11 protein-coding genes and 2 rRNA genes are annotated in these 16,117 nt (G+C 45.4%); 3 read left to right on the top strand and 10 right to left on the bottom strand.

Features of this window, described 5'->3' with window-relative positions; translation table 11 throughout:
• Positions 1-75 precede the first annotated feature (75 nt).
• From ACYH0L_RS04305 to ACYH0L_RS04295, 3 genes are all read right to left on the bottom strand, one after another.
• A 23S ribosomal RNA gene (locus tag ACYH0L_RS04305) occupies positions 76-3,006 on the bottom strand.
• A 182-nt stretch (positions 3,007-3,188) separates the two neighbouring features.
• Positions 3,189-4,737, bottom strand: a 16S ribosomal RNA gene (locus ACYH0L_RS04300).
• The 16S and 23S rRNA genes sit together here, the layout of an rRNA operon.
• A 315-nt stretch (positions 4,738-5,052) precedes the next feature.
• Positions 5,053-5,931: a nucleotidyltransferase-like protein gene (locus ACYH0L_RS04295; protein ID WP_099727586.1), complete on the bottom strand. Its 879-nt coding sequence runs from the start codon at positions 5,929-5,931 to the stop codon at positions 5,053-5,055.
• Positions 5,932-6,120: 189 nt separating this feature from the next.
• Here ACYH0L_RS04295 and ACYH0L_RS04290 point away from each other — a divergent pair, with 189 nt between their 5' ends.
• The gene (locus ACYH0L_RS04290) at positions 6,121-6,468 is read left to right on the top strand and encodes a YgzB family protein (RefSeq protein WP_034323008.1); all 348 of its coding nucleotides are present in this window, start codon (positions 6,121-6,123) and stop codon (positions 6,466-6,468) included.
• 35 nt (positions 6,469-6,503) lie between these two features.
• On the opposite strand, the gene perR is transcribed toward ACYH0L_RS04290, so the two are convergent.
• Positions 6,504-6,941, bottom strand: coding sequence for a peroxide-responsive transcriptional repressor PerR (gene perR / locus ACYH0L_RS04285; protein WP_012009347.1), 438 nt, complete (start codon positions 6,939-6,941; stop codon positions 6,504-6,506).
• Positions 6,942-7,098: 157 nt separating this feature from the next.
• Positions 7,099-7,566, bottom strand: coding sequence for a thioredoxin-dependent thiol peroxidase (gene bcp, locus ACYH0L_RS04280; RefSeq protein ID WP_099727587.1), 468 nt, complete (start codon positions 7,564-7,566; stop codon positions 7,099-7,101).
• A gap of 129 nt (positions 7,567-7,695) precedes the next feature.
• Between bcp and ACYH0L_RS04275 the strand changes: the two genes are divergently transcribed.
• Positions 7,696-8,991, top strand: coding sequence for a glutamate-1-semialdehyde 2,1-aminomutase (locus ACYH0L_RS04275; RefSeq protein WP_230031585.1), 1,296 nt, complete (start codon positions 7,696-7,698; stop codon positions 8,989-8,991).
• Between the two features lie 247 nt (positions 8,992-9,238).
• Complete coding sequence (locus ACYH0L_RS04270) at positions 9,239-10,312, top strand: FUSC family protein (RefSeq protein ID WP_099727589.1); 1,074 nt, start codon at positions 9,239-9,241, stop codon at positions 10,310-10,312.
• A 199-nt stretch (positions 10,313-10,511) separates the two neighbouring features.
• On the opposite strand, the gene ACYH0L_RS04265 is transcribed toward ACYH0L_RS04270, so the two are convergent.
• The 5 genes from ACYH0L_RS04265 to ACYH0L_RS04245 form a co-directional block, all read right to left on the bottom strand.
• On the bottom strand, positions 10,512-11,408 hold the full coding sequence (locus ACYH0L_RS04265) for an ABC transporter permease (protein WP_099727590.1): 897 nt from the start codon (positions 11,406-11,408) through the stop codon (positions 10,512-10,514).
• A gap of 18 nt (positions 11,409-11,426) precedes the next feature.
• Positions 11,427-12,428, bottom strand: a complete 1,002-nt coding sequence (locus ACYH0L_RS04260; RefSeq protein ID WP_482354395.1) for an ABC transporter permease — start codon at positions 12,426-12,428, stop codon at positions 11,427-11,429.
• A gap of 62 nt (positions 12,429-12,490) precedes the next feature.
• The gene (locus tag ACYH0L_RS04255) at positions 12,491-14,077 is read right to left on the bottom strand and encodes an ABC transporter substrate-binding protein (protein ID WP_256499423.1); all 1,587 of its coding nucleotides are present in this window, start codon (positions 14,075-14,077) and stop codon (positions 12,491-12,493) included.
• Positions 14,052-15,026: an ABC transporter ATP-binding protein gene (locus tag ACYH0L_RS04250; protein WP_482354394.1), complete on the bottom strand. Its 975-nt coding sequence runs from the start codon at positions 15,024-15,026 to the stop codon at positions 14,052-14,054. The genes ACYH0L_RS04255 and ACYH0L_RS04250 overlap by 26 nt, the downstream gene beginning before the upstream one ends.
• A complete protein-coding gene (locus ACYH0L_RS04245) occupies positions 14,995-16,017 on the bottom strand; it encodes an ABC transporter ATP-binding protein (protein WP_482354393.1) in 1,023 nt (340 codons plus the stop codon). The genes ACYH0L_RS04250 and ACYH0L_RS04245 overlap by 32 nt, the downstream gene beginning before the upstream one ends.
• Positions 16,018-16,117 lie beyond the last annotated feature (100 nt).

Raw genomic sequence — 16,117 nt, 5'->3', positions numbered from 1 at the left:
GAAAATAAATCAAGAGATATTTTAAAAATGTTCTCTCAAAACTAGATAACAACGTTCAAACTTCACATTAGAATATAGGTTAAGTCCTCGATCTATTAGTATCTGTCAGCTCCACGTGTCACCACGCTTCCACCTCAGACCTATCAACCTGATCATCTTTCAGGGATCTTACTTCCTTGCGGAATGGGAAATCTCATCTTGAGGGGGGCTTCATGCTTAGATGCTTTCAGCACTTATCCCGTCCGCACATAGCTACCCAGCGATGCCCTTGGCAGAACAACTGGTACACCAGCGGTGCGTCCATCCCGGTCCTCTCGTACTAAGGACAGCTCCTCTCAAATTTCCTGCGCCCGCGACGGATAGGGACCGAACTGTCTCACGACGTTCTGAACCCAGCTCGCGTACCGCTTTAATGGGCGAACAGCCCAACCCTTGGGACCGACTACAGCCCCAGGATGCGATGAGCCGACATCGAGGTGCCAAACCTCCCCGTCGATGTGGACTCTTGGGGGAGATAAGCCTGTTATCCCCGGGGTAGCTTTTATCCGTTGAGCGATGGCCCTTCCATGCGGAACCACCGGATCACTAAGCCCGACTTTCGTCCCTGCTCGACTTGTAGGTCTCGCAGTCAAGCTCCCTTGTGCCTTTACACTCTGCGAATGATTTCCAACCATTCTGAGGGAACCTTTGGGCGCCTCCGTTACATTTTAGGAGGCGACCGCCCCAGTCAAACTGCCCACCTGACACTGTCTCCCTGCCCGATAAGGGCAGCGGGTTAGAAGGTCAATACAGCCAGGGTAGTATCCCACCGATGCCTCCACCGAAGCTAGCGCTCCGGTTTCCAAGGCTCCTACCTATCCTGTACAAGCTGTACCAACATTCAATATCAGGCTGCAGTAAAGCTCCACGGGGTCTTTCCGTCCTGTCGCGGGTAACCTGCATCTTCACAGGTACTATAATTTCACCGAGTCTCTCGTTGAGACAGTGCCCAGATCGTTGCGCCTTTCGTGCGGGTCGGAACTTACCCGACAAGGAATTTCGCTACCTTAGGACCGTTATAGTTACGGCCGCCGTTTACTGGGGCTTCAATTCGCACCTTCGCTTACGCTAAGCGCTCCTCTTAACCTTCCAGCACCGGGCAGGCGTCAGCCCCTATACTTCGCCTTACGGCTTCGCAGAGACCTGTGTTTTTGCTAAACAGTCGCCTGGGCCTATTCACTGCGGCTTCTCGGGGCTTTAACACCCTAAGAAGCACCCCTTCTCCCGAAGTTACGGGGTCATTTTGCCGAGTTCCTTAACGAGAGTTCTCTCGATCACCTTAGGATTCTCTCCTCGCCTACCTGTGTCGGTTTGCGGTACGGGCACCTCTCACCTCGCTAGAGGCTTTTCTTGGCAGTGTGGAATCAGGAACTTCGCTACTAAATTTCGCTCGCCATCACAGCTCAGCCTTTACGGGAAACGGATTTGCCTATTTCCCAGCCTAACTGCTTGGACGCGGATATCCAATACCGCGCTTACCCTATCCTCCTGCGTCCCCCCATTGCTCAAATGGTGAGGAGGTGGTACAGGAATATCAACCTGTTGTCCATCGCCTACGCCTTTCGGCCTCGGCTTAGGTCCCGACTAACCCTGAGCGGACGAGCCTTCCTCAGGAAACCTTAGGCATTCGGTGGACGGGATTCTCACCCGTCTTTCGCTACTCATACCGGCATTCTCACTTCTAAGCGCTCCACCAGTCCTTCCGGTCTGGCTTCACAGCCCTTAGAACGCTCTCCTACCACTGTTCGTAAGAACAGTCCGCAGCTTCGGTGATACGTTTAGCCCCGGTACATTTTCGGCGCAGAGTCACTCGACCAGTGAGCTATTACGCACTCTTTAAATGGTGGCTGCTTCTAAGCCAACATCCTGGTTGTCTAAGCAACTCCACATCCTTTTCCACTTAACGTATACTTTGGGACCTTAGCTGGCGGTCTGGGCTGTTTCCCTTTCGACTACGGATCTTATCACTCGCAGTCTGACTCCCAAGGATAAGTCATCGGCATTCGGAGTTTGACTGAATTCGGTAACCCGGTAGGGGCCCCTAGTCCAATCAGTGCTCTACCTCCGAGACTCTTACCTTGAGGCTAGCCCTAAAGCTATTTCGGAGAGAACCAGCTATCTCCAGGTTCGATTGGCATTTCACCCCTACCCACACCTCATCCCCGCACTTTTCAACGTGCGTGGGTTCGGGCCTCCATTCAGTGTTACCTGAACTTCACCCTGGACATGGGTAGATCACCTGGTTTCGGGTCTACGACCACGTACTCATGCGCCCTATTCAGACTCGCTTTCGCTGCGGCTCCGCATCTTCTGCTTAACCTTGCACGGGATCGTAACTCGCCGGTTCATTCTACAAAAGGCACGCCATCACCCGTTAACGGGCTCTGACTACTTGTAGGCACACGGTTTCAGGATCTATTTCACTCCCCTTCCGGGGTGCTTTTCACCTTTCCCTCACGGTACTGGTTCACTATCGGTCACTAGGGAGTATTTAGCCTTGGGAGATGGTCCTCCCGGATTCCGACGGAATTTCACGTGTTCCGCCGTACTCAGGATCCACTCTGGAGGGAATGACATTTCAGTTACAGGGCTGTTACCTTCTCTGGCGGGCCTTTCCAGACCTCTTCGCTTATATCATTCCTTTGTAACTCCGTATAGAGTGTCCTACAACCCCAAGAGGCAAGCCTCTTGGTTTGGGCTGTTCCCGTTTCGCTCGCCGCTACTTAGGGAATCGCATTTGCTTTCTCTTCCTCCGGGTACTTAGATGTTTCAGTTCCCCGGGTATGCCTTCTCATACTCTATGTATTCAAGTATGGATACTACTCCATTACGAGCAGTGGGTTTCCCCATTCGGAAATCTCCGGATCAAAGCTTGCTTACAGCTCCCCGAAGCATATCGGTGTTCGTCCCGTCCTTCATCGGCTCCTAGTGCCAAGGCATCCACCGTGCGCCCTTTCTAACTTAACCATTTCTTACTTTAGAAAGAATCACTATGTGTGATGAACTTTGCATTGCATTCAATGTGAATGTATTACTTATTGTTATCTAGTTTTCAAAGAACAATCCTGTCTCGCTAGAGACATGTTTTGAAGGTATGATCCTTCAAAACTAAACAAGACCAAAACGCACGCTGCTCCATATATCCTTAGAAAGGAGGTGATCCAGCCGCACCTTCCGATACGGCTACCTTGTTACGACTTCACCCCAATCATCTGCCCCACCTTCGGCGGCTGGCTCCATAAAGGTTACCTCACCGACTTCGGGTGTTGCAAACTCTCGTGGTGTGACGGGCGGTGTGTACAAGGCCCGGGAACGTATTCACCGCGGCATGCTGATCCGCGATTACTAGCGATTCCAGCTTCACGCAGTCGAGTTGCAGACTGCGATCCGAACTGAGAACAGATTTATGGGATTCGCTAAACCTTGCGGTCTCGCAGCCCTTTGTTCTGTCCATTGTAGCACGTGTGTAGCCCAGGTCATAAGGGGCATGATGATTTGACGTCATCCCCACCTTCCTCCGGTTTGTCACCGGCAGTCACCTTAGAGTGCCCAACTAAATGCTGGCAACTAAGATCAAGGGTTGCGCTCGTTGCGGGACTTAACCCAACATCTCACGACACGAGCTGACGACAACCATGCACCACCTGTCACTCTGTCCCCGAAGGGAAAGCCCTATCTCTAGGGTTGTCAGAGGATGTCAAGACCTGGTAAGGTTCTTCGCGTTGCTTCGAATTAAACCACATGCTCCACCGCTTGTGCGGGCCCCCGTCAATTCCTTTGAGTTTCAGTCTTGCGACCGTACTCCCCAGGCGGAGTGCTTAATGCGTTAGCTGCAGCACTAAGGGGCGGAAACCCCCTAACACTTAGCACTCATCGTTTACGGCGTGGACTACCAGGGTATCTAATCCTGTTCGCTCCCCACGCTTTCGCTCCTCAGCGTCAGTTACAGACCAGAGAGTCGCCTTCGCCACTGGTGTTCCTCCACATCTCTACGCATTTCACCGCTACACGTGGAATTCCACTCTCCTCTTCTGCACTCAAGTTTCCCAGTTTCCAATGACCCTCCCCGGTTGAGCCGGGGGCTTTCACATCAGACTTAAGAAACCGCCTGCGAGCCCTTTACGCCCAATAATTCCGGACAACGCTTGCCACCTACGTATTACCGCGGCTGCTGGCACGTAGTTAGCCGTGGCTTTCTGGTTAGGTACCGTCAAGGTGCGAGCAGTTACTCTCGCACTTGTTCTTCCCTAACAACAGAGCTTTACGATCCGAAAACCTTCATCACTCACGCGGCGTTGCTCCGTCAGACTTTCGTCCATTGCGGAAGATTCCCTACTGCTGCCTCCCGTAGGAGTCTGGGCCGTGTCTCAGTCCCAGTGTGGCCGATCACCCTCTCAGGTCGGCTACGCATCGTTGCCTTGGTGAGCCATTACCCCACCAACTAGCTAATGCGCCGCGGGTCCATCTGTAAGTGACAGCCGAAACCGTCTTTCATCCTTGAACCATGCGGTTCAAGGAACTATCCGGTATTAGCTCCGGTTTCCCGGAGTTATCCCAGTCTTACAGGCAGGTTACCCACGTGTTACTCACCCGTCCGCCGCTAACATCCGGGAGCAAGCTCCCTTCTGTCCGCTCGACTTGCATGTATTAGGCACGCCGCCAGCGTTCGTCCTGAGCCAGGATCAAACTCTCCGAGGTATGCAGGATGCATATCACACATGCGTTGCTACACGATGTAGCGAACTTAGTATGTGATCCTTCCTGCCTCGTCAGCTTGACTGACTACCTATGATGTATCATAGGATTTTTTTATAAAAACTCGAATTAACAGGTATGTTTTGTCTTGTTTAGTTTTCAAAGATCATGTTCATTGTCGCTCAGAGGCGACTTTTTCAATATAACATTTGAGCACCGCGTGCGTCAAGTGTTTTTTAGGATTTCTTTTTGTCAGCTTTTCTTTCAAAGCAACTCAGTTGCTCATTAGCGACGTTTAATAATATACCATCATAATATTCATGCGTCAATATCTTTTTTTATAAAATATCCTCGATGATAGATTTTTTGTCCCTTTGTCTCAATTGGCTCCACTTGAACAATTCCTTTTTCCACAAAGAAATCAATCATGACGCTAAGGTCAGGCGTGAAATGCTTGAGGTCAGGATGCGCAAGAAGCTCGCCAAAAAGCCAAATATCCTGCTGTTCCATGACATGACGCAAATGAGCGGCACCAATTTCTGCTTTTGAATGGATCAAAAAATCATTCGCTAAAAATAACAGTTCCAAACGCTTATGCAGGCTTTCGTGGCTTTCAATCAGTTCTGAATAAAGTTTATATACTTCCGGCTCCATATGACGCACTTGGTTCCAAACCGTCACTTCTGGGTGGAAGCCTTTATCAATCACTTCAATACGTGCCAGATGATGCAGGGCATGCACAATGGAATTATATGCATCAAGGAATTGATTTGACTCAAAAAATGCTTTTCCTTCTATATATCTGCGAATGAGTTTTCCATATTCTAAACCGATTTTGAGCTTACGGTTTGAAAACGGGAATGTACTCAGTTCATCAATCAAGTTGAAAATATATTCATTACGATCAAATAGGACTTTTCCATTCAAAATCCAATCAATGATTCGGCGGTTAGTGCCGAGGGTAATCCATTCCTTCAGCTGATCATCTGTGACAACATTTAAGGAAGCTGTTTGGTGATCGGATTCATAGTGTTTGATAAATAACGGCTCTTCCGCTTCTTTTACAATGACAAGAAGTGCTGCATCAAAGTTATCCGTCTCAGAAGATACTTTATGTCTTCTTTCTACTATAATCACAGCTAATGTGTCTGGATGGCTCGCTCGCTCTTGATAAATAGGACGGAGAAGATTTTCCATAGTGATTCCTCCAATACTTGGGTGTAAGGTTCTTCTCTAATGCTATGTATTTCTCCTCATAGAATCAAAATTCCTTCAATACATGAAAAAAGATCATTGAATCATTATAAGCAATTTATTCACAAAACTCTATAACTAATTCAAACAGAAAGGTAAAATGTGCTATATTGGAGATAAGGGGGGCTAGGGATGGCGAAATACTCCAGTAAGATTAATAAAATCAGAACATTTGCACTTAGTTTGGTTTTTGTCGGCTTTCTGATCATGTATATCGGTGTGTTCTTTAAGGAATCGATCTGGCTGTCGACTTTTTTTATGCTGCTTGGCGTCTTATCGATCGGATTAAGTACAGCCGTTTACTTTTGGATTGGCATGCTTTCTACGAAGGCGGTACGAGTCGTTTGTCCAAGCTGTGAAAAGGAAACAAAGGTGCTCGGACGAGTGGATATGTGCATGCATTGCAGAGAGCCGCTTACTCTCGATCCAGCATTAGAGGGTAAAGAGTTTGATGAATCCTACAATCGAAAAAAGTCATAAAAATAAGCTGACCATTCACCTGGTCAGCTTTTTCATTAATGATTTTCTTTTTTCGCACATTCTTGACAAGTTCCATAGATCTCCAAGCGATGATGACTGACTTTAAAGCCCGTCACATGGGATGCAAGCTGTTCAACTTCATCAAGGCCAGGATAATGAAAGTCCACTATTTTTCCGCAGTTTTCACAAATCGCATGGTAATGGTCAGATGTCGCAAAATCAAATCGGCTTGAGGAATCACCGTACGTTAATTCCTTTACTAATCCAGATTCCCGGAAGACTCGTAAATTGTTGTAAACCGTTGCGACACTCATGTTTGGAAATTTTCCTTCAAGTGCTTTATATATATCGTCCGCGGTTGGGTGAGTCATAGAATTTACGAGAAACTCCAAGATGGCATGGCGCTGCGGAGTAATTCGAACACCGGTTTCTTTTAAAGCATCTAAAGCGTCTTTTAGTTCGTGAGCAGCCATTTCATCATGCACCTCTCTTCAAAAATATTCTTATATTATAATCTTTATAAATAGTGTACCCCCAGAGCCGAATCTTTGTCAATTACAATCCTCTTTTTTACCTATTCTTCTTTACAAAAAAGACCGGCATCTCTGCCGATCTCATCCGGTGATCTGATTAAGCGTGAGCTTTCAATTCCTCAAGCGCTTCTTCTACGTGGTCTTTCACCTTTACTTTTCGCCATTCTTTGACAAGCGTTCCTTCTTTATTAATAAGAAACGTTGATCGTTCGATTCCCATGTATTCTTTGCCAAAGTTCTTTTTCAGCTTCCATACCCCAAAGGCTTCAGACAATTTTTGTTCATCGTCTACAAGAAGCAGGAACGGTAAATCATGTTTTTCTTTAAACTTTTGATGCTTGTCCTGACTGTCTGGGCTTACGCCAATAATGACGGCATCTAATTCTGCAAAGCTTTGATGACGGTCGCGGAAATCGCATGCTTCTGTTGTACAGCCTGGTGTCATATCTTTTGGATAGAAATAAAGGACAATATGTTTTCCTTTAAAATCAGAAAGCTTTACTTTCTCCCCTTTGTCACCGGTTAATTCAATATCAGGTACTTGCTGCCCCACTTCGATTGTCATGACACAATCCCTCCAACCTATTTTTTAATTAGCCTATCCAATTTTGATAGGATATTCAACTAAGGACGCTTGCATCGGCATGTTAAAATAATGATAGACGACGTGATACGTTGAGATAGGAGGCTATTTATGAAATTCACAGAATCAGAAAAATTACATCAAGAGGCGCTGGAGCATATTGTTGGAGGTGTCAACAGCCCGTCTCGTTCATATAAGGCAGTAGGCGGCGGATCACCCGTTGCAATGGAAAGAGGAGAAGGCGCTTATTTTTGGGATGCTGACGGAAACCGCTATATTGACTATCTAGCAGCATACGGCCCAATTATTACAGGACATGCTCATCCTCATATTACAAAAGCCATCACGAAAGCGGCTGAAACGGGTGTCCTTTACGGAACACCGACGAAGCATGAAGTCACGTTTGCGAAGATGCTGAAGGAAGCGATGCCTGCTTTAGATAAAGTTCGTTTTGTCAATTCAGGTACGGAAGCTGTAATGACTACGATTCGTGTAGCTCGCGCTTATACAGGCAGAACAAAGATCATTAAATTTGCCGGGTGCTACCACGGTCACTCTGATCTTGTGCTAGTGGCAGCTGGCTCTGGCCCTTCCACTTTAGGAACGCCTGATTCAGCGGGCGTACCAAAAAGCATCGCCAACGAAGTCATTACCGTTCCATTTAATGATATTGACAGCTACAAAGAAGCATTAGATCGCTGGGGCGATGAGGTAGCGGCTGTCCTTGTTGAGCCGATTGTCGGCAACTTTGGAATTGTGGAGCCTAAGGATGGTTTCTTGCAGCAGGTCAATGACCTCACTCATGAAAAAGGCGCACTGGTGATCTATGATGAAGTGATTACAGCTTTCCGCTTTATGTACGGCGGTGCACAGGACTTGCTTCAAGTAAAACCTGACCTCACTGCATTAGGTAAAATTATTGGCGGCGGTCTTCCAATCGGCGCTTACGGCGGAAAAAAAGAAATTATGGAGCAAGTCGCCCCGCTTGGACCAGCCTATCAAGCTGGCACGATGGCAGGAAATCCTGCGTCCATTCTTTCCGGTATTGCATGCTTGGAAGTGTTAAAAGAAGACGGAGTCTACGAGCGTCTTGATCAGCTTGGCGCTATGTTAGAAGAAGGAATTTTAGCCCATGCCAAAAAACATCAAGTAGATATTACAGTGAATCGCTTAAAAGGTGCTCTCACGATTTATTTTACAAAAGAAACGATTGTGAACTACGAGCAGGCTGAAAATACGGATGGCGAGATGTTCGCACGCTTCTTCAAATTGATGCTCACGCAAGGTATTAACCTTGCTCCTTCTAAATATGAAGCTTGGTTCTTAACCATCGCACATACTGAAAAAGATATTTCTGAGACGTTACAAGCGGTAGATCATGCGTTTGAACAGCTGAAAATATCATAATGGAGACAAAAACAGACGTAAATCCATGCGTCTGTTTTTTTATTAATCAGCTCATGATTGTCAAAAGCGAGTGAATCTGTTACATTTTTTCTCAATACCTTCTTTTGATGTTTTCATGAACTTTCAAAAATCACTTGAATATTTCGGAAGACCGCTGTATATTACTTAGTTGTTTCATCAAAATATTTATAATAAATGACGAGTGATCATCTATTATCAAAAAGAAAGGAATGCAGGGACAAAACCAATGAAACTTGGAGCCCGTATTTTAAAAACTGGTATCGCCATTGTACTCGCGCTTTACCTGGCAACATGGCTTGGGTTGCCAACGCCCGTCTTCGCGGGAATTGCAGCTGTATTTGCTATCCAGCCATCTATTTATCGATCATTTTTAACGATCGTTGATCAAGTGCAAGCCAATATTATTGGAGCAGCACTTGCCATTATGTTCGGTCTGCTTTTCGGCACAGGACCAGTCATTATCGGCTTAACCGCCGTCATGGTCATCGCCATTAATTTAAAGCTGAAGATTGAACACACGATTCCGATTGCACTTGTAACTGTCATCGCGATTTTAGAAAGTGCAGGGGATCATTTCCTTTCCTTTGCCTTAATTCGAACAGCTACTGTGGTGTTAGGGGTACTTTCTTCATTTTTAGTGAATTTAATCTTCCTGCCGCCAAAGTATGAAACAAAGCTGGTTCATCACATTATGGAAAATACGGAGGAGATTTTAAAATGGATCCGTCTGAGCTCCAGACAGTCTACTGATCATTCCACCTTAAAGGATGACATCGATCAAATAAAAGAACGTATGATCAAATTAGATCACATTTACTTGTTATACAAAGAGGAACGAAGCTATTTAAAGAAAACCACGTATGTCAAATCAAGAAAGCTGGTTTTGTTCAGACAGGCAATTATGACGTCTAATCGAGCTCTGTACTTGCTGAAAAAGCTTCATAAATTAGAAAATGAAATTCATTTGATGCCAGAGCATTTTAGGGAAAGCTTAACTGATGAGATTGATTATTTACTGTATTGGCATGAGCGCACCTTGATGAAGTTTGTCGGAAAAATGAAGCCGCAGGACGATGATTTTCAAAATGAATGCTCTCTTCGTCTTGAAACATTAACGAAATCATTTATTCAGCATCAGCAAAACCAAGAAAACGACTTGCTCGATTACAATATGCTGAATGTGATGTCCAGCATCATCGAATACCGTGATGAATTGGAACATTTAGATACATTGATTACAAGCTTCCAGACGTATCACCCAAAAGATAGTGAAATTGAGACAGAAGAAAAAGAAGCATAAACAGAAAAGACCGATTCCCGAGAATCGGCCTTAGATGGTTGACAAAGGGCTAAAATGACCTTTATTTTAACCCTTTGTCTTCTTTTTTCAGCGTAGCCTGAAAACCCTTGAATTCTAGGAAGGACGAGCACCGAAGCACAGACCTGACAAAGAATAAGAGGGTTTGCCTACAAGCTGAGGCCGATTCTTAGATTCGGTCTTATTTTATTTTCTTCATTTTAGGATCAAGTGTATCTCTTAATCCATCTCCCATCAGATTAAAGCCAAGAACCGTCAGCATGATAGCTATCCCTGGGAAGAATAAAGTCCATGGGGCTTGAATGAGATAAGGCCTTGCATCGGCTAGCATTTTTCCCCACTCCGGACTTGGCGCCTGTGCACCCAGTCCTAAAAAACCTAAAGCTGCCGCTTCAATAATTGCCGTTCCGATCGCAAGCGTCGCCTGTACGATGACCGGCACCATACTATTTGGCAGGATGTGCCGCAGGACGATGCGGCGGTGTGACATCCCAACTGCCTTTGCTGCTAGCACATATTCTTCTTGTTTAATACTCAGCACCTTTGATCGAACCAGCCTTCCAAAGGTCGGGACGTTAATAATCGCTATGGCAATAAGGGCATTTTGTAAGGAAGGACCTAAGATGGAGACGATGGCAATCGCTAATAGAATGCTAGGAAAGGCGAGTAAAATATCAAATAGTCTCGAGATCACAGCATCCAGCACCCTTCCGCCATAACCGGCCATCAATCCAAGCAATGTGCCTAAAATGACTGACCCGAGAACCGAGAAGAAACCAACCCATAAGGAAATCCGCGCTCCATGTACAACTCTTGAAAATATATCTCTGCCGAAATCATCTGTACCAAACCAGTGCGCAGCTGAAGGTGCACTAAACCGCTCACCGAGTGATTGTTCATTGATTCCATAAGGAGCAATGAGCGGTGCGAAGATCGCTAGGATGAGAAATAAAAAGACAATCACACTGCCAATGACCGCAAGCTTGTGCTGAAAAAACTGCTTCATCGATTCAAGAATCAGTGATTGAGAGCGTTCTTTTTTTGGCTTAGGTGCTTGAAGCTCCTTTTGCGCTTCCATGTTGTCACTCTCCCTTCTCTAATATTTAATCCTTGGATCAATAACTGCATACAATATGTCCACGATGAAATTGATCAGGACAAATATGAGCGCAACAACGAGAATACCTGTTTGAATGACTGGATAATCACGATAGCTGATCGCATCGTATATATACCGCCCAATTCCTGGCCAAGCAAAAATCGTTTCTGTTAAAATGGCCCCGCCAAGCAAGAGACCTGTCTGAAGACCGATAATCGTCAAAATCGGAATGAGCGCATTTTTCAGCCCATGCTGATAAATAATGAAAAACGAACGTACCCCTTTTGCTTTTGCTGTTCGAATATAATCTGAATGGAGCACTTCCAGCATACTTGCCCTCGTAATCCTCGCAATAATCGCAGCAGGGATTGTTGCGAGTGCTGTACTTGGTAAAACCAAATGCTTGATGCTATCAGTGAATTGATCAAACCGGCCTTGCAAAAGCGTGTCCAGTGTATGAATATAAGTGATTGACTCCACTGGATTCCTCACATTTTCTCGGCCCGTTGTCGGCAAAATGCCTAATTCGATCGAGAATAACCACTGCCCCATTAAGCCTAACCAGAAAATCGGCATGGACACACCAATGAGAGCAATAAACATCGCGACATAATCAAAGAAAGAATGCTTAAACCAAGCACTAATGATTCCAGCATTCACTCCCATAAAAATCGCCAGCACCATCGCAAAAAATGTTAGTTCTAACGTCGCAAATAAGTAAGGCTTCATTTCCTGGGCAATAGCTGCTCCTGTTCGAATGGAAGTCCCTAAATCACCTTTTAAAAGGCCCAGCATGTAATGGCCGTATTGAACGTACCACGGCTGATTCAAACCAAGCTGGATGGTTAATTGCTCTACTGCTTCTTTTGTTGCCCGCTGCCCTAAGATGACCTGTGCTGGATTCCCCGGTATAAACCGAATAATCGAAAACACGACCAATGTCATTCCGATCAGTACTGGGATGAGCATTCCTGCTCGTTTCATACAATAAGCAAACAAACAGCTTTCACCGCCTTTTGATTTGTTTGAATAAGGGGGATAAAATTCTCCCCCTTATTTGCTTATTCGAAATACACGTCAGTCAAAGCTTCTGAACCAGTTGGGTGCGGCTGGTATCCTTTTAAATCACTAGTTGCTGCGAGCATTGGAATTGAATGCACCAATGGAATCCAAGGCGCTTCGTCATGAATGATCTCTTGAGCTTTTTTATACAGTTCATTTCGTTTCTTTTGATCTGTGTCTGTTTGCGCTTCAATTAAAATGTCATGCATTTTATCATTTTGAAAGAATGTATAGTTGTTGCCGCCAATGCTGTCTTCATCCAGTAGTGTATAAATGAAGTTATCAGGATCGCCATTGTCTCCTGTCCAGCCTAACAAAAACACATCTGCTTCCCCTTTACTTGCCTTATCTAAATAGGTCGCCCAGTCATATGTCACAATTTCTGCTTTGACGCCGACCTTTTCAAAGTTTGACTGAATGACCTCTGCTACCTTCATCCCATCAGGCATATACGGACGCGGAACAGGCATTGCCCAAAGCTTGATGCGAAAGCCGTCAGGGAAGCCTGCCTCTTTCAATAGCTCTTTCGCTTTTTCTGGGTCATATGGATATGGCTCTATGTCGTCATTGTAGCCTTCTAAAGAGGGAGGAAGCGGATTTTTCGCTGGTTCAGCAAGTCCGCCATAAAATGACTCAATGATGGATTCTTTATCGACCGCATAATTGAGCGCCTGACGAACCAGCTTGTTATCAAGCGGCTTTCTCGTCACTGTCAGTCCGATATAGCCTACATTCATCGATGGTCTTTCAATGAGCTGGAGGGCTTTGTCCTTTTTAATGCCATCTAAATCAGACGGATTCACGCCATCCATTAAATCGATTTCGCCTGTTTTCAGCGCATTTAAACGAGCAGAGTTTTCTGGAATGGAGCGGAAGATGATTTGATTCAGCTTTGGTTTATCCTTCTGCCAGTAATCTTCGTTCTTTTCTAAGACAATGCGGTCGTTTTGCTTCCACTCTTTAAACTTAAATGGTCCTGTACCAACTGGATTTTCACGAAATGAATTGCCGCTTTTTTCGACAGCCGCAGGACTTGCGATCCCGAATGGAGACATGGCAATGTTTTTCAGAAACGTTGCCTGCGGGCGCTTTAGTTGAAATTCAACCTCATGCTCACCTTTGACGATGATGTCCTTAATGACATGTCCCTTATCTTTTTTATAGCCGCCAAACATGCCGTAGTAAGGAAATTTTTCTGCATCGCCATTCATCCAGCGGTCAAAGTTGAATTTGACTGCTTCTGCGTTAAAGTCTGTGCCATCGTGAAATTTCACACCTTCTCGTAAGTAGAACGTGTAGGATTTCCCGTCCTTTGCAACATCCCATTCTGTAGCTAAGCCAGGATGGATGGTCGTGTCTTTCTCGCCGTAATTCAGAAGCTTTTCAAACAAATTCTCTGTGACCTTGAAGGTTTCACCTTCTGTCGTTGTAATCGGATCAAGTGAAGTGGAGTCTCCTCCTCTGCCGAATACGAGGGTGTCTTTTGTTGCCTTTTCTTCTGATGTTGGTGCAGACGAACAGCCTCCTAAAAATAGCGCAAGTGCCAGCACAAAAATGAAACTACTGAATAACCATGTCTTCTTCATTGTGTTCCTCCTTTTGATATAAATAGCAGGCAGCTGCGTGGCCAGTTTCCTCCTCATACAAAGTAGGAACAGCTTGCAGGCAGTGCGCCCACCTTTTCGGACACCTTTTGTAGAAAGGACACCCGCCTTCTTCCGCCAAAGTCGACTCTTCTGCTTCCACATCATGCGTCTCTAGCACGTCCATATGTGGAATGGATTTCAGAAGCAGCGAAGTGTAGGGATGGAGCGGCTTGTGAAATACGTCTTCCGCAGGACCCATCTCCACAATGCGGCCAGCATACATCACAGCAATTCGGTCGCTCATATACTTGACAACGCCGAGATCATGAGAAATAAACAGATACGTAAGAGAAAGCGTCTTTTGCAATTCGAGCATCAAATTCAGAATTTGTGCTTGAACGGATACATCTAACGCCGAAACGGGTTCATCGGCAATCACAAGGCTTGGATGGGTGATGAGTGCTCTAGCGATCCCAATACGCTGCCTCTGTCCGCCGCTGAATTGATGCGCATAGCGGTCTCCATAGGACGGATCAAACCCAACAATGTGCAGCATCTCCTTTACCCGCTTTTGCCTTTCTGCTTTCTTCCCGTGTTGATGAACGATGAGCGGTTCCTCTAAAATATCTTTGATTTTCATTCGTGGATTTAAGGAAGCGTATGGATCCTGAAAGATCATTTGAATGTCTTTTCTTAAGGAACGCATGTCTCGTTCTTTCAGAATTGTCACTTCTTGCCCTTTCAGTTGAATAGAGCCTGAAGTCGGTTCAGTCAATCTCATTAAGCTTTTGCCAAGCGTTGATTTTCCGCAGCCTGATTCGCCAACAATGCCAAGCGTTTCCCCTTCCTTCAAATGAAAGGACACTTGATTTAACGCCAAGGTCGTGTGTTTATTTTTAGAAAAAAAAGCTGATGTCTCATAACGTTTTGTCAGCTGATTCACTTGCAAGAGTGGGTGACTCAGTGTCTTCTCCTCCTTCCATTAGAAAACATGCCACGCGATGATTGTGTTCAATGGATTGTAAGGCTGGGTCGTTTTCTAGACATTGCGGCATTTGATATGGACAGCGTGGTGCAAATTGACAGCCGGACTGGATGGCCCCGGGCTTTGGTACATGGCCTGCAATAGAGATGAGTTTTTCTTTTTTCTCTTTAAATGATGGAACAGAGGCGAAAAGGCCTTTTGTGTAGGGATGCAGAGGTTTTTGAAAAATACGGTCAACGGTTCCTTCTTCTACGATTCGACCGGCATACATAATCATGACACGCTGGCATATTTGCCGCACGACGCCTAGATCGTGGGTAATAAATAAAATAGCGGTGTTCATCTCTTCGTTTAACTTTTTGAGCAAACGAAGAATTTGTGCTTGGATGGTGACATCAAGTGCAGTCGTCGGTTCATCTGCAATCATGAGTTTTGGGTGACAAAGCATGGCCATCGCAATCATCACACGCTGGCGCATGCCGCCCGATAATTCATGTGGGTATTTTTTAAGTAACGATTCTGCTTGTTTCAATCCAACTGTCTGAAGCAAATCAACAGCCTTCGCTTTTGCTTCTTTTTGGCCGATTTCTTGATGTGTGAAAAGAGCTTCTGTCATTTGCTTGCCAATGGTCATTAATGGATTCAGAGAGGTCATTGGCTCCTGGAAAATCATCGAAATGTCATTTCCCCTCACCTCTCGCCACTGTTTCTCCGAAAGTGACAGCAGGTTTTGACCTTCGAATTGAATCTCACCCGTTGTTTCTGTTTGCTGATTCAGCCCCATTAATGACATCGATGTGATACTTTTCCCGCAGCCAGATTCGCCAACAATGCCTAAGGTTTCTCCTTTTTGAATCGAGAACGATATGTGATGGACGATCGGCACTCTCTGCTTTTTTTGCTGAAACGCAATGGATAGCTGTTTGACATCTAGCAACACCTCTTGTTCTTTCACATGTTCACCACCCCGTCATACTTTTTAAAATTGTATTGAGACAAGCTGGGAAATATGTCATGTTTTTGACAAGCATAAAAAAGCCTATCCGCTAGATTCG

The sequence above is a fragment of the Bacillus sp. MC1252 genome, assembly GCF_056838025.1.
This window is presented reverse-complemented; position numbering and strand designations above follow the sequence as displayed.